20 protein-coding genes are annotated in these 20,199 nt (G+C 64.8%); 9 read left to right on the top strand and 11 right to left on the bottom strand.

Going from position 1 to position 20,199, the window contains the following annotated elements; genetic code table 11:
- Positions 1-26 precede the first annotated feature (26 nt).
- The 5 genes from EP380_RS21230 to EP380_RS21210 all read right to left on the bottom strand — a co-directional run bounded on the left by EP380_RS21230 (position 27) and on the right by EP380_RS21210 (position 7,162).
- Positions 27-2,051, bottom strand: coding sequence for a type IV secretory system conjugative DNA transfer family protein (locus EP380_RS21230; protein WP_238719973.1), 2,025 nt, complete (start codon positions 2,049-2,051; stop codon positions 27-29).
- Positions 2,051-4,378, bottom strand: coding sequence for a relaxase/mobilization nuclease domain-containing protein (locus EP380_RS21225; RefSeq protein ID WP_127600619.1), 2,328 nt, complete (start codon positions 4,376-4,378; stop codon positions 2,051-2,053). The genes EP380_RS21230 and EP380_RS21225 overlap by 1 nt, the downstream gene beginning before the upstream one ends.
- Complete coding sequence (locus tag EP380_RS21220; protein WP_238719972.1) at positions 4,365-4,994, bottom strand: helix-turn-helix domain-containing protein; 630 nt, start codon at positions 4,992-4,994, stop codon at positions 4,365-4,367. Before EP380_RS21220 ends, EP380_RS21225 begins: the two co-directional genes overlap by 14 nt.
- Positions 4,995-5,521: 527 nt before the next feature.
- Positions 5,522-5,728 carry a hypothetical protein gene (locus EP380_RS21215; RefSeq protein WP_127600617.1) on the bottom strand — a complete coding sequence of 69 codons (207 nt, stop codon included), beginning with the start codon at positions 5,726-5,728 and terminating at the stop codon, positions 5,522-5,524.
- A gap of 504 nt (positions 5,729-6,232) precedes the next feature.
- Positions 6,233-7,162 carry a DUF2493 domain-containing protein gene (locus EP380_RS21210; RefSeq protein WP_127600615.1) on the bottom strand — a complete coding sequence of 310 codons (930 nt, stop codon included), beginning with the start codon at positions 7,160-7,162 and terminating at the stop codon, positions 6,233-6,235.
- A gap of 631 nt (positions 7,163-7,793) precedes the next feature.
- On the opposite strand from EP380_RS21210, the gene EP380_RS21205 reads away from it, so the two are divergent.
- On the top strand, positions 7,794-8,183 hold the full coding sequence (locus EP380_RS21205; RefSeq protein ID WP_238719971.1) for a thermonuclease family protein: 390 nt from the start codon (positions 7,794-7,796) through the stop codon (positions 8,181-8,183).
- Positions 8,184-8,311: 128 nt separating this feature from the next.
- Here EP380_RS21205 and EP380_RS21200 read toward each other — a convergent pair whose 3' ends face one another.
- Positions 8,312-8,725 (bottom strand): MerR family transcriptional regulator, encoded by a 414-nt coding sequence (locus EP380_RS21200; protein ID WP_238719970.1) that lies wholly within the window; start codon positions 8,723-8,725, stop codon positions 8,312-8,314.
- A 77-nt stretch (positions 8,726-8,802) separates the two neighbouring features.
- Between EP380_RS21200 and EP380_RS21195 the strand changes: the two genes are divergently transcribed.
- The 8 genes from EP380_RS21195 to EP380_RS21165 are packed head-to-tail and all read left to right on the top strand — an operon-like array spanning position 8,803 to position 13,507.
- Positions 8,803-9,210, top strand: a complete 408-nt coding sequence (locus EP380_RS21195; protein ID WP_127600744.1) for a mercuric transporter MerT family protein — start codon at positions 8,803-8,805, stop codon at positions 9,208-9,210.
- 15 nt (positions 9,211-9,225) lie between these two features.
- Positions 9,226-9,531: a heavy-metal-associated domain-containing protein gene (locus tag EP380_RS21190; RefSeq protein WP_127600609.1), complete on the top strand. Its 306-nt coding sequence runs from the start codon at positions 9,226-9,228 to the stop codon at positions 9,529-9,531.
- Positions 9,532-9,547: 16 nt separating this feature from the next.
- Positions 9,548-9,799, top strand: a complete 252-nt coding sequence (locus EP380_RS21185) for a hypothetical protein (RefSeq protein WP_127600607.1) — start codon at positions 9,548-9,550, stop codon at positions 9,797-9,799.
- Positions 9,796-10,182, top strand: a complete 387-nt coding sequence (merF, locus tag EP380_RS21180) for a mercury resistance system transport protein MerF (RefSeq protein ID WP_127600605.1) — start codon at positions 9,796-9,798, stop codon at positions 10,180-10,182. The genes EP380_RS21185 and merF overlap by 4 nt, the downstream gene beginning before the upstream one ends.
- Complete coding sequence (locus EP380_RS23650) at positions 10,179-10,316, top strand: hypothetical protein (protein ID WP_164749940.1); 138 nt, start codon at positions 10,179-10,181, stop codon at positions 10,314-10,316. Before merF ends, EP380_RS23650 begins: the two co-directional genes overlap by 4 nt.
- A gap of 1 nt (position 10,317) precedes the next feature.
- Positions 10,318-11,748, top strand: a complete 1,431-nt coding sequence (merA, locus tag EP380_RS21175) for a mercury(II) reductase (protein ID WP_127600603.1) — start codon at positions 10,318-10,320, stop codon at positions 11,746-11,748.
- 23 nt (positions 11,749-11,771) lie between these two features.
- Positions 11,772-13,124 (top strand): dihydrolipoyl dehydrogenase family protein, encoded by a 1,353-nt coding sequence (locus tag EP380_RS21170; protein ID WP_127600601.1) that lies wholly within the window; start codon positions 11,772-11,774, stop codon positions 13,122-13,124.
- Positions 13,125-13,180: 56 nt separating this feature from the next.
- Positions 13,181-13,507 carry a YnfA family protein gene (locus EP380_RS21165; RefSeq protein ID WP_127600599.1) on the top strand — a complete coding sequence of 109 codons (327 nt, stop codon included), beginning with the start codon at positions 13,181-13,183 and terminating at the stop codon, positions 13,505-13,507.
- A gap of 308 nt (positions 13,508-13,815) precedes the next feature.
- Here the strand turns inward: EP380_RS21165 and EP380_RS21160 are convergent, their stop codons facing one another.
- From EP380_RS21160 to EP380_RS21140, 5 genes are all read right to left on the bottom strand, one after another.
- Complete coding sequence (locus tag EP380_RS21160; protein ID WP_127600597.1) at positions 13,816-14,544, bottom strand: DUF736 family protein; 729 nt, start codon at positions 14,542-14,544, stop codon at positions 13,816-13,818.
- Positions 14,545-14,652: 108 nt separating this feature from the next.
- Positions 14,653-14,937 carry a hypothetical protein gene (locus EP380_RS21155; protein ID WP_127600595.1) on the bottom strand — a complete coding sequence of 95 codons (285 nt, stop codon included), beginning with the start codon at positions 14,935-14,937 and terminating at the stop codon, positions 14,653-14,655.
- Positions 14,924-15,418, bottom strand: coding sequence for a DUF6915 family protein (locus EP380_RS23950; protein ID WP_338036313.1), 495 nt, complete (start codon positions 15,416-15,418; stop codon positions 14,924-14,926). The genes EP380_RS21155 and EP380_RS23950 overlap by 14 nt, the downstream gene beginning before the upstream one ends.
- 1 nt (position 15,419) lies before the next feature.
- Complete coding sequence (locus EP380_RS21145) at positions 15,420-15,806, bottom strand: DUF6878 family protein (protein ID WP_127600593.1); 387 nt, start codon at positions 15,804-15,806, stop codon at positions 15,420-15,422.
- Positions 15,807-15,931: 125 nt separating this feature from the next.
- Positions 15,932-20,182 carry a bifunctional class I SAM-dependent methyltransferase/DEAD/DEAH box helicase gene (locus EP380_RS21140; RefSeq protein WP_127600591.1) on the bottom strand — a complete coding sequence of 1,417 codons (4,251 nt, stop codon included), beginning with the start codon at positions 20,180-20,182 and terminating at the stop codon, positions 15,932-15,934.
- Positions 20,183-20,199: the final 17 nt, after the last annotated feature.

The raw sequence follows: 20,199 nt of genomic DNA, 5'->3' as shown, positions 1-20,199 counted from the left end.
TTCTTTCGTGTCACCCGCATGTCGGCTTAGCCAAGCCCGAATTTCTCGCCCGTCTCGCTGACGTTTGTATCCGAACCGGACATCTCCGCCTCCAACCGCTCCAGATCACTCACGGCGTCCTGTACCCGGACGACATCGTCTTCTGTCGCAGCCTCCACCTCCAGATCTGCTTGCCGCCCGAAATCCATCTCAAACTGCCGCTGATCGTCCACGAGGACTGCGGCACGACCACGCCGAGGCGTTTGAGCCGGACCGGGCTCAATGGGTGCAATGCTTCCGGATTCTGTTAGCCCCATCCTGGCCTCGAAATCGCGTTCCGTGAGACCTGACCCACGCGGAGCTGGAGGCATCGCCCGGACACTCAGGGGCAACCCCCCCATCGGAGGAACTGGGCCTTTCGGGAAGGGCAGATCCCCCTCCTGCGCCGCGTGGATGCCTTTGAAAAACGGATCCTCGTAGTAAACAACCCGCTTCGCCCGGACCGGCATCTGCGCGTCCACGACCACCACGATCTCATCAAGCGGCAGGCGTCGCGCCTCGTCCTCGGGCAGGAGCGCAACCTCCTCCGTCCGCTCGGACTGGCTGCGCCCCTCAAAAGGGTTCTTGCCGACCGCACGGGAGCGCGTGACGACGGTCTTGGTGGTCTTCCCGACCGCCTTGCTCAACTCCTCGACGGTCTTCTCGTCCGAAGGAGTCAGATAGAGCTTGAGCCCGGCGTTCCCCTGCAAGGCGCGCCGGGTATTTTCACCGTAGATCTCGTCGATGGCCGGGATGGTCTGGGTGACCACCGCGAGATGCCCGCGATAGGCGCGCAGCACCTCGATGCTCTCGGCCACGATCGGCATCTTTCCGAGCCGGTTGAACTCGTCGAGCATGATCATGACCGGCCAGGGCTCGTCCGGCCCCGGCTCCTTGTCCTGAAGCGCCGACAGCAGGTCTGAGAAGAAGAGCCGGATCAGCGGTGCCAGCGGCTTCACCATGAGGGGCTGGACCACCAGATAGACGCTGAAAGGTTTCTTGCGGATCGTCCGGAAGTCAAAGTCTGAGGTCGCTGTCGCGTCATCGATCGCCGGGTTCTGCCACTGATCGAGACCCGAGGTCATCAGGAGCGAGACATAGGAGGTCAGCGTGTCGTTGTTGGTCGAGGCCAGCCGCGTGAATATCAGCCGCGCCGCGGCGTTTTGGACCTCATGGGCGCGCGCGAGGTATTCCTTCTGCTTCTGCCCGCCCGAGGCGGCGATGCGGTAGATCTCCCCGAGCGTCGGCCTGCGGCGCTGGAAGGCCAAAAGCCCGGCCGCGACGAAGAGATCGATCCCGCCTTTGAGGAGGCCCTGCACCCGGTCGTTATCGTTCTGCAGGAAGAGCGTGGCCAGCAGCTGCAGTTCCATCTGCTGGCGGGCCGGGTCTTTGAGCTCATAGATGCGCAGAAGTGGGTTGTAGCGATGCGTTCGTTTGTCTTCCCATTCGGTCGGCGCGAAGCGGAACACCGCGTCGCCCTGCGCCGCCCGGTGGCGGGCCGAGGCCTCGAAGCACTCGCCCTTCACGTCCAGCACGACCGCCGAGCCCTGCCAGGTCAGAAGGTTCGGAATGACGAAGCCGGTGGTCTTGCCGCGCCCGGTCGGCGCCACGATGAGCGCGTGCGGGAAGGTCCGGGAGCAGAGGAACGGTGCACGGGATCCGGGCTTGCCCAGTTTCCCGATGACAAAGCCGGTGCCCGGCGCGCCGAAGAAGCCGTTCCGCTTCATCTCCCTCCGGGTCTGCCAATGGGTGTAGCCGAAGCGGGTGAGCGCCGACCCCGACATCGCAAGGCTCATCATGAGGCCCGCCACCCCGGCCCCGCCCATGATCAGGTTGATCAGGCGGAAGTCCTCGGGGCGGACGACCCCGATGGCGCGGTAGTTCTGCGCGACGTAGAAGAAGTCGATCTCCGCCCGGAAACCCAGGTCCCGGAACGTCACGACAGCCGAGGCGATGACATAGCCGATCGCGATAGCGACCAGTGTGACCAGCGCGACGCCGAGGACGAGGCGGCCCTTCCCCACCCCTCCCATCAGTGCGTCTCCCCGCGCTCGGTCTCGCCATCGACAAGATCGGCGCGGTGGAGCTCGAACTCGCGGTCTGCGATCTCCTCGACCACGGCGCGGGTCGCCTCGCTGTTGGCGGTGGCCGCGTCCGACTGCAGGTAGGTCTTCGCGGCGTAGAGCCGGTCGAGGCGGTCTCCGATCTGGGTCTTCAGCACGTCGACATCCCCGTCCCGCAGCCGGTCGATCTGCGCCGCGTCGAGCTCGCGCTCGACGGCGTCGCGGTAGGCCAGTCGCTGACCGTCGTCCTGGAACGGCGACTGCAGATTGCCGGCCCGTTCATGATCGACGACCCGCCGGATGTCCGGATCGGCGATCGGTGCCCCCTCGACAGCGTCCCCCTCGCGCGCGTCCGACAGCCGCCCGTCGCGCAGGTCGAGCGCCACCTCCCGGAGCTCGTTTTCGCGGCGGACCCGGTCGATGGCCTCGGTGTCGCGCAGCTCGGTGACGGCGGCATAGGTCGCGCCAAGCCCGCGGGCGAGATGCGAGGGCATGTCCGGGTGGCGATCGCGGAAATCCTCCGAGACAGCATCCGCAACGGATGTCCGCGCGTCGCGCCCCTCCATGATCCGGTCAACCTCGCGCGCGATTTCGCGGGCACGGGCCTCGTCGGTGATCCGCTCCCTGTAGGGTTCGGACCGGTCGATCACGTCTCCCGGGCGCGCGAGCAGGTCCGGATGCGCATCGAGGTAGCTCCGCTGCTCTTCCTCGATACGCCGCTCCGCCCGGGAGGCGATCTCCCACTCCCGCGCCTCGATCTGGTCCTCGGTCAGGCCTTCCGCGCGCATGTCCTGGCGGATCGTGCGCTCCATGGCATCAGTGGCGTCCGGATGATAGTGGAACCGGTCGGTCACGGTGCGATCTTCCACGACACCGTCTTCGCGCAGGACCCCCGCCCGCTCCAGTGCGACGCCGAGCTGGACATGGGCCCGGTTGAGGGTCTCGCGCGCCGTCTCCAGATCCGCGCGACGCTCGAGGTTGAGCCCATCCCTCCCGGCCACCCTTGCCAGGTCGTCGGCGATCCACTGCCGCTCCAGCGCGGCGTTCTGCGCGCCCGTCTCCATCCGCGCGACCACCACAGACGAACTGATCCCGATCCCGCGCAGCGCGGTGTCGACCTGCGCCCGCACCTCGGGGTCTCGCAACCGGTCGAGCCGGGCCGCATCGATATTGGTCTCGGAATAGACCCCGCCCTCCGAGGGCTTTTCGGTCAGTGTCACGGATCTGAGCCCTAGCGGCTGCATATGCGCGAGCCGCGACTGGATCTCGTTGAGGCTGCGCTCGAGCCTTGGCCGCTCGGCCTCGGGCTTCTCGGCGATCATGCCCTGAACGCGCGCGACCTGATCGGCATAGCGGGTGCGCAGATCCTCGAACGATTGCTCCTCTGCCATGTAGACGCCTCCTTCCAAATTCAGCTTGCCGCCCCTCGCCAGGAGCTCTCCGGACCGGAAGAGCGCGTTGGCGATATCCTCGCGATTGTCTGCGGAAGCTTCAGCAGCAAGGGAGTGATAGATGATCCGGGTGTTTGCGATCTCTTCCAGAGCGCGATCCAAGTCTGCCCCGACCCGTGGCCGCGGCTCCGTGGCCCGCCCCTCGTCCTTCGCCGCATAGACCTCGCGGGTGCGCGGCGGGTAGTGCACAACCCCGCGATCCAGCCGCCGCGTCGCCTCCAGACGCACGCCGAACCGTTCGGCCTCTTCCACCATGGCGAGGCGGAAATCGTCGTAGTTGAAGCGATGATCGCGCCCCAGAAAGAAGAACTCGCCCTCCTGCGACCGGCGGTTCAAGACTATATGCGCGTGGGGATGACCCCGGTCCTCATGGACCGCGATGATGTAGTCGAAATGCCCCTCCTCGGTCTGGAAGAACCGCTCCGCCACATTGGCGGTGATATCGCGCACGTCCTCGCCCCGGGTGCCGATCGGATAGGACATGAGCATATGCGTCGTCTGCCCGAGCTTGGGTTTGAACCCGGCACCCCAGCGCTTGGAGAAGCGGTCGGTGAGGTCCTTGATCTCGCGCGCCTCGAGCCTGGTCTTGCCGTCCAGGAACCCGCTCGAGTCGACGATATGGGAGGACTTCGTGGTGAGGTAGTCGAGCTGGTTCATCAGCTGGGATTTCGTATGCGTGCCCCCGCCCCGGATCGCCTTGAAGACCGCCGCCCGATGGCCGGCCGCGGCCCGCACGAGCTGCCTCTGCCGGGACGCCTGCAGCCCCTGCATCGAGCCGCGGATCCGGCTCCAGCCGTCCCGGAAGATCTCTCCGGTGACGTCATGGACGGCATCATTCAGCCGCATGGGCGAACTCCCTCAGAGCGGCGGTCGCCGATAGCTGCATCCCGTCCCGGCGGCGACGCAAAAGCAGGTCGATCTCGTCAGCGCTGTCGAGGATGAACCGTGCCAGCCCGCGCATCTGCGCGAGGCGCAATTCGGACAGTTCGGCGCTGGCGCCAGCACCTTCCCCCTGCTCCGCGCGGTTGGCCTTCACCATCTGCTTCGCGATCTGCACGACGCCGTTGCCGACCTCGTGCAGCGAGGCCCGGTAACGCGCCATCTCAGCCGCCAGCTGCGCATCCGGAACGAAGGTTCCGCCCGCCGCCTGGATCAGCCGCCGGACCCCCTCCGTGCGGGTCTCGATCCCCGCCGCGGCCAGGACCTCATCCAGCGCCTCGAGCTCTTCCGGGGTCAGCTTCACCGTCACCGCGGCCGTTGCTACGGCCGCATCCCGCTGGCGATCCGCGTCCGCTTTCAGGGTGTAGCGCACCGCCCGCGCCGTGACGCCGAACCGTTCCGCCAGCTCCGACGTCGAGACCCCATCCGCGGCCTCACGGACGATCTCCGCTCTCTCGGTCTCGGTCAGTCTCTTGGTCCGGGTCATGCGGAAGAAAGCCCCCCTATTTCCTGCCACCTTCATTCAAGGTCGCCCTCATCATACGAAACTATATGTAACGGTCAATGCAATATTATCGTAGACTGCCTCCAGGCGACCTTGAATTCCGCTTCTGGCCGAGCACCGCAGGTGCGAGGCCCGACACACAGGGCCCAAGAAAACCGACCATCTCCAACCGCACACCGGCCGCCTTTTGTCATGCCCGCGCCCGAGGTTCAGGCCGAACACGCATGTGTTCGGACGGAAGCGAGGGGCGGCGCATCTCTGCACCGACGGGGCTGACGGACAGGGTCAAGGGCGGCCAGATTTGGCTCGGCCCAAATCTCTGCCGGAAAAACCGGCGGGCGCAGCCCGACTGTTATTCCGGATGGCCCCCTTGAGGCTGGCCGGCAGACCTGTTCCAGGCGATCTCTCATATCCCCCGTCAGGACCGCTCGCGGTCCTGACACCTTCCCGGGGACACCGGCCGAAGGCAGGGGTCCCCGGTCTTGGCGCAGCCTTCCCTGGAACAGGGAAAGGGCCGCCCGGGGGCGGCCCATCTTTGAGGCGGACTATTCCTGCGGTTCCTTCGCGCTCGGCGGGAACATCACCAGCTCCTGGACCGCGACCGGGAAGTCGAGCTTGAGGCTGAAGAACTCCGAGCCGTCGCCGTTGCGGGTGTTGCGGAACATCGCGCCGACGCGTTGGAAGCGGGTGCGCTCCTGGCCTTCGCCGTCGGTAAACTTGACGGGAACGGTGGCAACGTAGTGGTTGGTCATCTGGGTCTCTCCTTTTTTGCGATGGGGATCGTCCGGCACGGGGGAGAAGGACCGGCCGCAAGCGCAAATGCGGAGGGTCCGCGGCCAAGGGCCGTGGAAGCCGTATTTGTGCTTGCCGGAGCGACAGCGGAGGGAACGGTCGGGCCGACCCCGTGCGATCCCAATCGATGAGCAAGAAGGAGGGATCCGAATGGGCATCCTCCAATGCCAGCTGCCACCAGTCGTGTCCGGATCGTGTGGCATCGCATGTGCCTCACCGCTTCACGGTCTCGGCGCTATGGGTTGCCCTGACCCGCTCGATTATGCCTTGGAGTTCCGCCTTGGGCTGACGATCTGTCGTCGCGGTCCCCGATGGTGATTCCGCCGTTTCTCGAAGGTCGGATGATCGATCCGGGGTGGCTACCGTCGCGTGACGTGGGCGGAAGGGGCATGCGACGGGCACCGCGCAAACCACTGCCCATCGGACACGACGAAAGGGCCGCGCCATGCGCGACCCTCTCTCATTCATTCTCCAGCGGTCTTCTTCGCGGGGTCCGCGACCCGCATCACCGTCATCCCCTTCGCCTCGGCCTTCTGCCCGAGGTTCAGCGCCACCCCGTTGCCGCCGAAGAGCACGACCCCCGTCGCGGCGAACCGGTCGTCGAGCATCTCGTCGTTGCACTTGAAGGGGGCAGCCCGCCCGTGCGCCGACCAGCGGGGATCGAAGCGGGCCTGCGGAACGCCCCGCGCCCGCGCCCACCGGGCCGCGATCATCTCGGCGCCGTGCCGTCCGCCCTTGTGGCAGAGGAAGATCTCCTGGTTGCGGGTCTGCCTGATCCGCTCCCGGACCTTGTCCAGGGTGGTGAAAATCAGGTCGACATCGGTCCAGTCGGTCGCGCCCGAGACGATCAGGGGCACGCCCTCGACCGTCGACTTCGCCGCCGTTTCCCGGTCGTGCTGTTCGAGGAGCTGCTTCGCCTCGAAGACGGCGCCCGTCTCCTGGGCGCGGAGGCTCGCCCGCGATCCGGATGCCGGGATGAAGGCATGCCCCGTTTCCACCTCGTAGCACTCCGCCGCGGCCTCGCTCATCGTCTCGATGGCGCCTACGATCTCGCGGAGCTGGAGGAAGCGTCCCTGCGCCTCTTCGAGCGCGGTCTCGGCGATCTCCGATCCGTCGTGGCTCTTCGCCAGCGCGCCGATCTTGTCGGCGGTCCGGTCGAGCTCCTTTCCGATGGCGATCTTGCGGCGCTGCAGGATCGTTGCCAGCCCGTGCGCGAGCGGTTCGATCTCGGCCTCGAGACCGGTGTTCCGCAATTGCCCGAGGAGGGCCTCGAAGGTTTCCCGGACGATGTGGTCGGTCAGGATGTGGTCCTCCGGGATCGGGAGCGCCGCGCCCTTCTCCGTCAGGCCGTAAAGTTCGATGATCTCGTAGGCGTTCGCCTGGTCGTAAGCCATGGTGTCTCTCCAGATGTTCGGTGACCACCACGGGAGTGTGGTGGCATGGCCGGACGTCTGGTTTCCGAAGCTGACCGGGTCAGGGACGGCGGAGCCGCCGGCTGGCCGGGCGCAAAAGTTTTCAAGGCGCCTGACTAACCACAGACGCGGCGCCGCGCACGGGACCGACGCTCCCTCACCCACCGCCCTCACCGAAAAGTTTTGCGATCCTTGACGCGGGCGGATTCGGGAGCCATCCGGAGGATATGCTTCCGCACTCATGTGTGTGTGGTTTGACGCCAGGTTTGACCGACGCGAGCAGGCAAGCGGCGCGACCGGATGCAGAGCGCGACGGATGGAGCGGCGGGATCGTTTTGGCTCCCGGCCAAAACAGACCAGAGCGCAATCCGTCGCGGCGGCCGGGGAGTGCCGCGCTCGCGAGACGGGCAAACCGGGATGCCGGGTGCTTCGCCGCGGTGAGGCCGCATGGCCGAATGCGCGATCGGCCAGGGGCCGATATCTCGCCCGCGACTTGGCGAACGAGCGGGCGAGGCCGTCAGGCAATCGTGCGGGATGGGCCAACTCATGCCACAAAGGTCTGGCAGGGATAGGCAGGAAAGTGAAAGGAACTGGCCGAGGAATGACCCGGGGCTTGAGATACCTCATCGTGATCGCCCTGGCCCTGGTGACCTCGCCGGCCATGGCCCAGGTCAAGGTCCGGGATGCCGACACGATTGTCGTCTCCGGAACGCCCGTGCGGCTGAACGGGGTCGACGCGCCGGAGCTCGGTACCCGCGCCGGACGAGACGCGCGGCGCTGGATGGTCAATCATCTCGCTGGACGCCGGGTCGAGTGCGAGCTCAACGGAGAGCGGACCCATGACCGGTGGGTCGGTATCTGCTTCGTCGAGGGCGAGGATATCGGCGCGGCACTCATCGCCGCCGGTCACGCACTCGACTGCCGCCGGTATTCCGGGGGTCGGTATGCTCATCTCGAGACGCCGGCGGCGCGGTCGCGGCTCAGGCGGGCGAACTACTGCTAGACTATTCGCTCGGAACTAGCTGCAGCCGCACATTGGGCCGCTTGGAGCCCAAACTACTAAACTTCTGTGATGCAACGAACGGCTGCTTTTGCGCGGGTTTGCCGATCTGGGATGATCCTGTAGTGCAACTACGCCCCAAGAAGTGCGTCGATCACCGCACATTCGGGTGCGGCATCGCCTGTGCATCGGGCGACAGTTTCAGACAGGACTCGCTCAATACGCTCAAGATCAGCAATTTTTGCCTTCACATCTTCAAGGTGCGCTTCGGCGACAGTCTGGACCTGAGCGCACGTCTGGGTGCGGTCGTCCACCAATCCGAGCAGCCCCCGAATTTCTTCCAACGAGAACCCGAGATCGCGTGACCGCATCACGAACTTCAACCGTCTGACATGGGTGTCGTCATAGCTGCGATAGCCCTTCGGGGTGCGCGGCGGGTCCGGCATTATCCCCACTGTCTCGTAGTACCGGATGGTTTCCAGGTTGCAGCCCGTGGCCCGGGCGAGATCGACACGCCGAAGTGCATTCACGCCTATGTTATCCATTTTCCATGAAAACTCCCTTGAGCCTGTATCAACTACAGACATTAGGAAGATCAAAACAGCCGATCAAGGACGATTCGATGAACCAGAGCGTGAGCGCGGAGATTTCAGGCCAAGATGGCCCAGGAAGTAATGATACAGCCAAGGGCTGGGGTGCGACCGGGTTTGGCGTACTGGGCGCTTTGGCGATGACGTCCTGCTGCATCCTGCCGCTTGTGCTGGTGAGTTTCGGCGTGACGGGTGTCTTCATCGCGCAGCTCGGCGCGCTTTACGCCTACAAATGGTACACCTTCGCGCTGAGCGCGGCGTTCCTCGGCTACGGGTTCTACAAGGCCTACAAGCCGGTGCCTGTTGAGTCCTGCGCGGATGGCACCTGTTCCCATCCGATCAATCGCAAGGTCATGCGTGCGACCCTTTGGGGCGCAACGGCTGTCGTCGCCGTGGCGATGGCCTTTCCGTACATCACGCCCTTCATCTTGAAATTCTGAGCAAGGATCAAACCTATGAAACACATTTTGCTATCATCAGTGCTGGCAGTCGCCGCGCTTTCCTCACAGGCGTTCGCGGAAGAACAGACGGTTGAGATTGCGGTCAGCGAACTCACCTGTCCGTCCTGCTCGTTCATCGTTGCAAGTTCGATGCGCGGTGTTCCGTCTGTCGAGATCAACGACTTCGTGGAGGGTCCCGAATACGGTCATGGCGTTTACAACGTCACCTTTGACGATGCCGAGGCCAGCGTGGAACGGATCATCGAGGCGGTGATGGCGAATGGCTATCCGGCTGAAGTCCTGTCGGACCCTGCGTCCTGACGATCGGGGCATTTCTATGCGTGACAACCTGATGGGCGGCCTTATGGCCTTCGGTGTTGCGGCACCGATCATGATCGTCTGTTGCGGAGGCGGAACGGCTCTGCTCGCCGCAGTGTTCGGCGGCGTTGGAGCCTGGCTTTCGGGCTTGGGCGGCATTGCTATCGCCTTGGTGGCCGCGCTCGCATTTCTGGTCGTTCGCGAAGTCCGGCGCGCCAGCAGACGACCGGCAGAAACCAATCGCTCTCCAGACAGAAAGAACGCGCCTTGACCCAAACAACTGAAAACCCTGACCGCTTGCTGAAATGGGGGCTGGGCGGCGCGTTGTTCGCGGCCCTGTGCTGCTTCACGCCCCTGTTGGTCGTCGTCATCGCCGGAGTCGGCCTTTCGGCGTTCACCGGCTGGCTCGACTACGCGCTGTTTCCGCTCATGTTCTTCAGCCTCGCCGTGGTGGCACAGGCGCTCTGGTTGCGGGCTGGTCGTCCAGGGCCGAGCCCAAAACTCTGGGCGACGGCCCTCGCAGCCTTGCTGTCGATCCTGATCATCTGGTTCGAGTTCCGCTTTGCCCTCCGCATCACCATCGGTGCTTTTGCGGCTGTCGGCCTCTACGCCATTTTTCTCAAACGAACGAAATCCAAAGGAGTAGCACAATGATGATGGGAGCCTGCACGGGCCTCGGCATGTTCTTCGGAATGCTTGGTATGCTGACACCGCTGATCGCCATCGGCGCGATCCTCTATCTGGTCTTTGCAAAGCGGCAAGACACCGACCTGCGGGAAGCGCACTGACATGAAAGACTTGGGCAAGAATGACGACGGAAACGGCGGCTATGACCTGATCGTTATCGGGGCGGGATCGGCGGGGTTTTCCGCCGCGATCACCGCTGCTGACGCAGGCAAGCGGGTGGCCCTGGTCGGCCACGGCACCATCGGCGGCACCTGCGTGAACGTTGGTTGTGTGCCGTCCAAGGCGATGATCCGTGCAGCCGAGGCGATCCATGGTGCACATGCAGCCAAGCGGTTTCCCGGCCTGTCGGGTGACGCAAAAGTCGATGATTGGAAAACGCTGATCCAGTCGAAAGACGATCTGGTGGCAAACCTGCGACAGAAGAAGTACGCGGACCTGCTGCCGGAATATGCCGGGGTCGATTATATCGACGCCGGTCCAGCGCAACTGACTGAGGGGGGTATCATTGTTGGCGGTCGCACCCTGACCGCGCCCAAGGTGGTGATCGCCACCGGCGGGCATCCGGTTCTGCCGACCATTGACGGGATCGAGGAGATCGGCGCACTCGACAGCACCAGCCTGCTGGAGCTTGAAACCCTGCCGGAAAGCCTGATCTTCATCGGCGCGGGTTACATCGGGGCGGAACTGGCCCAGATGATGAGCCGAATGGGCGTGAAGGTTACTCTGGTCGCCCGGTCGCACCTCTTGCCGGGCGCGGAACCGGAGGTTTCGGAAGCACTTGCGGCGGCGTTCACGGCCGAGGGCATCACGCTTCTGACGGGTTTGAGTTATGACAGCGTGCGCCGCGATGAGACCGGCGTGACCCTGCGAGTCATCCGGGACGGTGAACCCGTTGAGGTTACGGCAGATCATCTGGTTTCCACCGCAGGACGGCGGGCCAATACGGATGGTATGGGCTTGTCAGAAATCGGCGTGGAGACCAACGCGGGCGGGTCCATCGTTATCGGCGACGACATGCAGACTACGGTGCCGGGCATCTATGCGGCAGGCGACGTGACCGACCGTGACCAGTTCGTTTACATGGCAGCCTATGGCGCGAAACTCGCCGTGAGAAACGCGGTTCTTGGCGAGAACCAGCGCTATGACAATGCTGTCATGCCTTGGGTCGTGTTCTCCGATCCGCAGGTGGCCGGGGTTGGACTGGGCGAGCAACAGGCGCGGGACGCCGGGTTCGACTTGAAAACCTCCATCGTGCCGCTCGACCAGGTGCCGCGCGCGCTGGCCGCCCGTGACACGCGCGGATTGATCAAGCTGGTGGCAGACAGGAAGACCGACAGGCTGCTGGGTGGCCAGATCATCGCGCCCGAGGGGTCCGATACGATCCAGACACTGGTTATGGCGCTGAAGTTCGGCATGACGACCAAGGCACTTGGGGAGACGATCTTTCCCTATCTGACTACCGTGGAAGGTCTGAAACTGGCGGCGCAGACCTTCGATATGGACGTGGCCAAGCTCAGCTGCTGCGCCGGATAAAAGATCGAACCAAGGACCGGAATATGAATGAGAAGTATGACCTGATCGTCATCGGGGCGGGCATGGCCGGGGTTGCGGCCGCAAATAAATGCGGCGCGGCCGGGTGGCGCGTCGCCATTGTCGATGCTCTGCCTTATGGCGGCACCTGCGCCCTGCGCGGTTGCGATCCCAAGAAGATCCTCCGGGGCGGCGCGGAAATCGTCGATGCGGCGCGGCTGCTGGACGGCAAGGGGATCGACCCGGCCGGGCTGGCGGTCAACTGGTCCGATCTGATGGCCCACAAGCGCGGCTTTACCGATCCAGTGCCGGGCAAGATGGAGAAAGGCCTGAAGGGCAACGGCGTTGAAACACTACATGGTGCCGCCAGGTTCACCGGCCCCGATACGCTCGAAGTTGACGGGAAGGCCTATGAGGCGCGTAGGTTTCTCATCGCCACCGGCGCGATCCCGAGACCCGTCAGCTTTGCCGGTGCCGATCTGATGATCGACAGCACGGATTTTCTCAATCTTGAGGCTTTGCCCAAGCGTATCCTGTTCGTCGGGGGCGGGTTCGTGTCTTTCGAATTTGCCCACATCGCGGCACGGGCCGGTGCCGCGCCGATCATCGTGGATCGCGGCGCGAGACCGCTAAAAGGCTTTGATCCCGATCTGGTCGAAATGCTGATCGCCCGCGGTGCTGATGTCGGTGTAGAGGTGCAGCGCAAAACCGAGATCGTCTCGATTGAAGCATCGGGTGCCGTCTTCTCAGTAGCAGTCAATTCAGGTGGCGAGACGAGGGTCATCGAGACCGATCTTGTCGTGCACGGAGCTGGCCGTGTTGCGGCGCTCGCCGATCTGGACCTCGATGCTGCTGGTGTCGCATTTGGCGACAAGGGCATCATCGTGGCCCCGCATCTGCAAAGTACGTCCAACAGCGTGGTCTTTGCTGCGGGAGATTCCGCCGATACCGAGGGGATGCCTCTGACACCCGTCGCCGTCATCGAGGGCAAGGTCGCAGCCTCCAACATGCTCAAGGACGCCGAGATCGCGCCGGATTACTCCGGTATCCCGACTGCGGTGTTCACGGTGCCGGAGCTGACCCGCGTCGGCATGTTGGAGACCGAGGCTCGCGAGGCCGGGCACGATGTAGACGTTCGCTTCACAGACACGGGCAACTGGTATTCCAACTACCGGATCGGCGAAAATTCTGCCGCCGCGAAGATTTTGATCAACAAGTCGGACGATAGGATTCTCGGGGCGCATCTTTTCGGCCCGGAGTACGGCGAGCTGATCAACTTCTTCGGGTTGGCGATCAAGCTGGGTCTGACCTCGAAACAGCTCAAGTCGATGACCGCAGCCTATCCAAGCGTCGGTTCGGATTTGGGGTCGCTTCTTTGAGTTCAGGTGATTTCCTCCGATAGACCTGATCATACTCGGTAGGTTAGCCTCATCGGATGAACACAGCTGTCATCTACGTCACCGCTGCGCTGGCTGAAATTGCCGGATGCTTCGCGTTCTGGGCATGGCTTCGGCTGGACAAGAGCGTGTACTGGCTGGCGCCGGGAATGCTCTGTCTTGCCGCGTTTGCCTGGCTGCTTGCGCTGAGCCCGGCCGATCACGCGGGTCGCGCCTATGCGGCCTACGGAGGCGTCTACATCCTATCGTCCCTTCTATGGCTCTGGGCAGTGGAGGGCCATCGCCCGGATCAATGGGATGTTATCGGAGCGGTTGCTTGTCTTGTCGGCGCGGGCATTATTCTCTGGGCGCCGAGGGGTGTTTGAGAGGCGGCTGCATATGTAGTGCAGCGCTAGCGCGTCGAATTGATTACATCGCCTTTTCGCTCTCACGCTCCGATATACCTGCTGCTCTTCTACAACTCGCCGTAATTGTAGAGCCGTTTCATTTATTGACCGTTCCTGCCAACCAACAAGTCTGAAAGCAATCCAATTGCAATCAAAGCCCACTTCGGCCCGCACAACCGACCTTAGGGTTCTGCTCTGATACGACCAACAAACACGAAAAGGAGCCACGTTCCCGTGGCTCCCTTCGGCGACCGGCGCTCTGACCAGTCATTCCGCTCGAAAGGTGATCACGCGACCAGCGACAGCCCGGCCCCGCCTTCCCGCTCCCGCTCGCCGCTGTCGACGAACGGGATGATCGAGAAGGTCTTGCCGCCCCGCTGCTCCTCGTTCTGCACGGCGTTCACCCGCAGATCGCCGTCGGGCGTGTTGATGAGGAGCGAGACGTACTCGTTGCCGGTCCGGGCGCTCTTGGCCATCCAGGCCGAGCCGACGCGGATCGGCTTGCCCTTGGGCGAGCTGACCTCGATCCGGTAGTCGGGGTGGGTCTGCTCCGTCTTGTAGTCGTTCTCGATCAGCATGAAGTCGAGGTCGAACATCATGTTGGCGATGTAACCGGCGAAGGCGTTGTCGGCATCCATGGCGGTCAGCTCGCCCGAGATCGAGCCGGACTTCATGGTGCCGGCCGACACGAGCGGGATGATCTCGAACGCGCCGGTTCCGGCCTCGCGGGCTTCCTTGGTCTGCACCGCGTTGACGCGGAACGGGCCGAGACCGACATCGATCTGCATCGAGATGTAGGGATTGCCGGTGGTGTTGCCGGTCTCGTTCCAGGCCGTGCCGATGCGCACCTTGCGTCCGGACTTGTTGACGGCTGTCACATCGTAGTCCGGGCTCTTCTCGGACATTTTTGTCCGTGCCTCGAGCGCGATCGCGATGTCGAACCGGCTGGAGTGGATCATCCCGGTGTACTCGGCGGCGGCGGTCTCAACGTTCTTCGTCAGGGTTCCTGCGAACATGGGTCTTCTCCTTCTGCTTGCCGGCCAGGCTCCAGGCCTGCGACCGGCGGGTTGCTCTCCGACCCCTCACGGGATCGCAAACCCCGAACGCCTTCTTTCCTTTCCCACCTACCTCCAACCTGACCTGGCGCCGGAAGGTGTGTCCGACGTTGCCTCTCGCACCTTCCTCCCCTTCTCTTCCGCGGCACCATGGTCCGGCTCCGATATGAAGAAGTCGGCCTTGGCCCCGTTCAGGTGTCGGCCGCTCCGGTCGGTCAGACCGATGGTGCTGCCGTTCCGGTCAAAGATGACGAGGTATTGGCCAAGGCCATCCCGGTGAACCCGGTAGCCTTCGTTCGCCCAGCGAACGGGTTTGCCCGCATCCACGGCGGCCCTTATCTCATCGATGGTCATGGGTGGCTCCACGCGGATTGGTTTCACGAGTGATGGAGGCCACCGCACCGCGGGCGGCCATCCAGTCCCTGAGGCCGAGGATCGTCTGTCCGGCAGCAACCGCGGCCAGCCACTCCGGTCGCGGATCACCGACCTGCTGATCCGCCAGCCCGACGATGTGCCCGTTGGCCATCCAGGGCGCGGGCTGAATCCTCGTGAACCAGTCGGCGATGCTCGGGATGCGTCCCCGGCAGTCTTCCCGGACATGCTGCTCGCCGATCCAGCGGATCGGAATCTCGCGCCCTGCCCCGTTGGTGAGAGAGTTCCCGAAGACCCGTTCGGCCTCGAAGATGCCTTGCGTGTGGTGGCGCAGGGCGCGGTGGGTGAAGAGCGCGAGATGCTCCTTCGAGGCGTCGAACCAGTCGTGCACCGCCTGGTAGTCGGACGGCACGCCGCCGAACTTCCTGGCGGAGCTCTCGGCGTGATGCAGGGGATGGGCCACGTCAGAGCCCCTCGTCGCAGGTGTGGGTGCACTCGACGTATCGGTCGGCATGATCGAGGGTGATGCTGTCGGCTGTGACATCCCAGGTCAGCGTGCCGTAACCGCCCTCGTTGTTCTCGAAGCCGGGATGATGGTGATAGGCGAAGGACCAGGCAAAATCCTCGAGCTTCATGCAGAGATCGCCGGGGAGCTCGATGCCCGTGGGTTGCACAGACACGTCCTCGACATTGCCGGAATCGCCGTAGCCTTCGTATTCGGCGATCACCTCCGTGATGCCGAGCGCACGCAACTGCGGGAGCAGTTCGCTGCGGGCGGCCCTGTTCGCGGCGTCGCGCTCGGCCTGCCATTTCGCCATTGTCTCGGCGAAGTTGATCTGGGGATCTGTCATTGGTCTGGTCCTTTTCTCTGGGATGGGGGACAGCGCCGACAGGTCCGGAGACCCGCAACGGCACCGGAACGCTGGCGTGCAAAACCGCGCCTGCGTTCTCCCCGACATGAAGCGGACTTTTCCTTTCAGGCGGCCTGCTCGGCCGCCGTCGGAGACCCGTCCCCCAAGATTCGTCCCAGGATGGCGGCGGTTTCGACGCCCTCCCCATGGGGCAAGAAAACCCGAAGCTGGAAGGCAATGATCTCGGTGAAACACCCCATGGCTTTCAGACCCTCGATGGCGCCCCTGTCCGCGCCGTCGATCTCGAGGCGCACCGCGCCCGCGACGCGGCGGCGGGTCAGGCGCAGCCCGCGGCCGAGATCGACCGGCGCGCTCGATCCGATGGCGGCGGTGAGCATCTCCTGCGGCGTCTTCGGTGTTCCCATCATGAACCGGGCGCGCAAGGCCGCGGCCCCGTCCTCGCTGACCGTTCGGCCGATCATGCTCGCCTGCCCGTCGGGCGTAACGCGGTAGATGCGTTCGTTTCCCGAGGGGATGTCCTTCCAGATTGGCAGCAGCAGGCCGGTCAGCAAATATAGCTTCGTCGTGCTGACTTTCGGCAGGCCGTCGGCCTCCTCGTCCCAGAGGCGGAGGAACTCGCGCGGCTTGATCTTCTCCCAGGCGGAGGCCTGGAATTTGTCTTCCTCGACATAGCTCGATCCGGTCGGCCGGGTCACCTTGCGCATGAGCGTGACGCTCTCCTCGTCATACATCTGCATCGGATGGGCGGAAATGAGCGCCGCGCGACCAGACGCGCGGTTGATCATCGGCAGTTTGTCAGGGTTCCGATCCAAAGCCTCCTCGGCCGAGAGGACATGGACAGGGTCTGTGACCTCGAGCCCGACGATCCGCGTCACTGCCCCGGAGCGTGGACAGGTCCAGAGATCCTCCGTCGAGACCTGTTCGATCCGCTCGCCGCGCAGCGTCTCAACCCCGAGATCGAGCGTGCCGGCAGCGCGGGCGCGTTCGGTCTGATCGGCGATCCGGGCCATGAACTCGGCGAAGAGCGCGTTCTGCATGGCGATCGGCAGCGCCAGGACCCGGTTCAGGAACCGCTGGATCGGCGGAAGCTCTTCGAGGAGCACGCCGTCTTGCTCGATCAGCCGCAGAGCGGTCCAGTCCGTGAAGCGCTCATAGGTCATCGCCGTGGCGCGTCCGGCGGCGAGATCGGCGTAGTAGCCCCGGAGCGCGGCCCGCGCGACTGGGCTCTCGAGATTGTCCTCGGGTCGGAACATCCCCTGCGAGCCGGTTTCGCGCTGGCCTTTGGTGAGGGCGCCGAGCTGGTCGAGCCGCCGGGCGATCGTCGAGGTGAACCGCTTCTCGCCGTGTACGTCCGAGGTGCAGACCCGGAAGAATGGCGCGGACACTTGGGCCGAGCGATGCGTGCGGCCGAGCCCCTGGATCGCGGCATCGGCGCGCCAACCGGGCTCCAGCAGATAGTGCCGCCGCCGTTTGCGGTTCCTCGCGGTCTCGGCGGCATGGTAGGACCGTCCCGTCCCGCCGGCATCGGAGAAGATGAGGATATCCTTCTCGCCATCCATGAAGGCGCGTGTTTCCGAAGAATTGCTGCCGGCGGACCGCTTCTCGATGAAGAGCGCACCATCGCCGGATTTCAGCGGCCGGATGGAGCGTCCCGTCACTTCGGCCACGGCATCGTCGCCGAAGGTCCAGAGGATCTGGTCGAGCGCAGATGGGATCGGCGCGAGCGTCATCAACTCCAACATCGCGGCATCGCGCAAGGCCAGCGCCTCGCGCGAGACGACCAGTTCGCCATTCGCGTCGCGCAAGGGCTCGGCCACGACGTTGCCCTCGATCTCCACGAGCTTCTGGGCATGGATCGGGAAGGCCTGTTCGAGGTAACTGAGAACGTAATCGCGAGGCGTCAGGGCACCCTCGACCAGCTCGTCTTCCGGGTCCATTGCCTCGAGCCGGCGCTTCAACAGGCGTTCCCCGGTCGAGACCACCTGGACGACGCAGGCGTAGCCATCCGCCACATCCTGCTCGATGGCGCGGATGACGGTCGGCGCCTTCATCCCCATCAGGAGGTGGTTGAAGAACCGCTGCTTGGTGCTCTCGAACCGGGATTTGGCCGAGACCTTGGCGGCCGAGGCGTTCGTCTGGCCGGAAGCGTCGTTGACGCCGGTCGCGGTGAGCGCCGCCTCGAGATTCTGGTGAATGGTGCGGAAGGCTCCGGCATAGGCGTCGTAGATCTCGATCTGTGCGAGCGTGAGCGCATGTTCGAGCACATCGTATTCGACGCCGTCGAAGCTGAGGGCGCGCGCGGTGTAGAAGCCGAGGGTCTTCAGATCCCGCGCCACCACCTCCATCGCCGCCACCCCGCCGGCCTCCATCGCCGAGACGAAACTCTCCCGGCTCGGAAAAGGATGCTCCGGACCCGGACCCCAGAGCCCGAGGCGGGAGGCGTAGGCGAGGTTCGAGACACTCGTCGCACCGGTCGCCGAGATGTAGAGGACGCGGGCGCGGGGTGCGGCAAGCTGCAGCCGCAGACCGGCGAGGCCCTGCTGGGAGGGTTTGATCCCCATGCCCTCGTCAGAGCCGGCGGCGTTCTGCATGGCATGGGCCTCGTCGAAGGCCAGCACGCCGTCGAACCCCTCGCCCATCCAGTCGAGTATCTGCGCGAGGCGTGTGCGTCCGCATTTGCCGGCAGACCGCAGCGTCGCATAGGTCACGAAGAGGATGCCGTCGCCCATCGGGATGTCCTGGTCGGGTTTCCATTTCGAGAGCGGCTGGATGTCGGCGGGCGAGCCCCCGAGGTCGGTCCAGTCGCGGATCGCGTCTTCGATGAGCGTGGCGGATTTGGAGATCCAGACCGCCTTGCGACGGCCGGCGAGCCAGTTCACCAGGATCAGACCGGCGCATTCCCGGCCCTTGCCGCAGCCGGTGCCGTCGCCGAGGAAATAACCGAGGCGATAGGCGCGCGCCTCCGGATCATCGTCCGCACGGGTCATGCGGGTCTGATCCTCGTCGATGGTGAATCTCCCCGGCAGGTCGCGCGCGTGGGCATCGTTCGCCATGAGGATGGTCTCGAGCTGGGCTTCCGAGAGATGGCCCTCCTCGATGAGGCGGGCGGGGAGGCGCAGGTCGCGGGCAGTGTCGACCGACGGCATCGGCGGGGCGACCGAGGCCATGGCGATGCTTTCGACCAGCGGCGTGGGGTGTTCCCGGGCACCCGCGATCTCGATCCGCTGCGGACGATAGCGGGCATAGATGTCGGACACGGGCACGTTCTCGCGCAGGGTCGCGAGGCTCGTGAACGCCAGCGGGATCGCGGCCTGGGACCTGGATTTGGCGGATGGGGCGGTCGCGACCGGGGACGTGCGCTCGGGGGATGCGGCGCGCCGCGGGCCAGGCTGTGCCGGCCGACCGGACCGGACGACGGTCGCCGCCGGTCGCGGTGCGGCGATCTCGTCGATGTAATGCCCCGCAACCTCCAGGTCGTCGACGGCCATACGGACGAATTCGACCTCATCCTTGACCTTGTCGAAGACCAGGAGTTGGGTGTCCACTGTGGTGCCGAGCCGGGCGTAGACATGTCCCGGAATCATGAGCGCCAGACGGGGCCTTGCGATCGCCGAGGCCCGCGCCCAATGCGCCGCGTCCCGGTCCGGGGTGAAGCCCGTCGGCATGATCGCGACGAGACGCCCGCCAGGCGCGAGGCGCTTCGCCGCCGAGATGAGGTGCTTGGCCGCGATGTGCCGGTCCCGGGACCGGTCGACCGAGGAGGCGAAGGGCGGATTCATCAGGACGACGCTTGGCCGATCGGTCGTTGGCAGCAGATCGTCGATATGTTCGGCGTCAAAGCCGGTGACGGCCGTCTCGAAGACGGCCTCGAGCAGCGACCGGCGGAAGGGGTCGATCTCGTTGAGAATGGGCCTGGCGCCTGCGTGAACGGCAAAGGCGGCGAGCGTGCCGGTGCCCGCCGACGGTTCCAGGACCGTGTCGCCCGGGCCAATGGCGGCCGCGCGGGCAACCAGCGCCGCATAGGGCAGCGGAGTCGAGAACTGTTGCAGCCGGATTTGTTGCTCGGAGCGTCGCGTCTCGGTCAGGAGCCGCGTGGCGAGGAGGCGCGCTTGCGAGGCCGCATCCTCTGCCCCCGCGCGCGCAACGCGCATCGCGGCGGCCGCCTGCGTCGTGTCGTAGGCCATCCGCCACGACCATGCCCCGGTCGCGTCACTGCCGCCGAAGCTCTCACGCATGATCCGGGCCAGGGAGGACGTCCGGAGCGCTCGATCGTCGATCTCTCGGCCGATCTGCGACAGCGCGTCTCGGAGGTGCGCGCGGGATGGAAGAGTGGGGTGGGGCTTCGGCGTGGCCATGTCGTCTGTCCTTTCAA

This window comes from Nitratireductor alexandrii (assembly GCF_004000215.1).
Classification (GTDB): Bacteria; Pseudomonadota; Alphaproteobacteria; order Rhizobiales; family Rhizobiaceae; genus Mangrovimarina; species Mangrovimarina alexandrii.
Note: the sequence above shows the minus strand (reverse complement) of the source record. Positions and strands in the feature narration are given on the sequence as shown.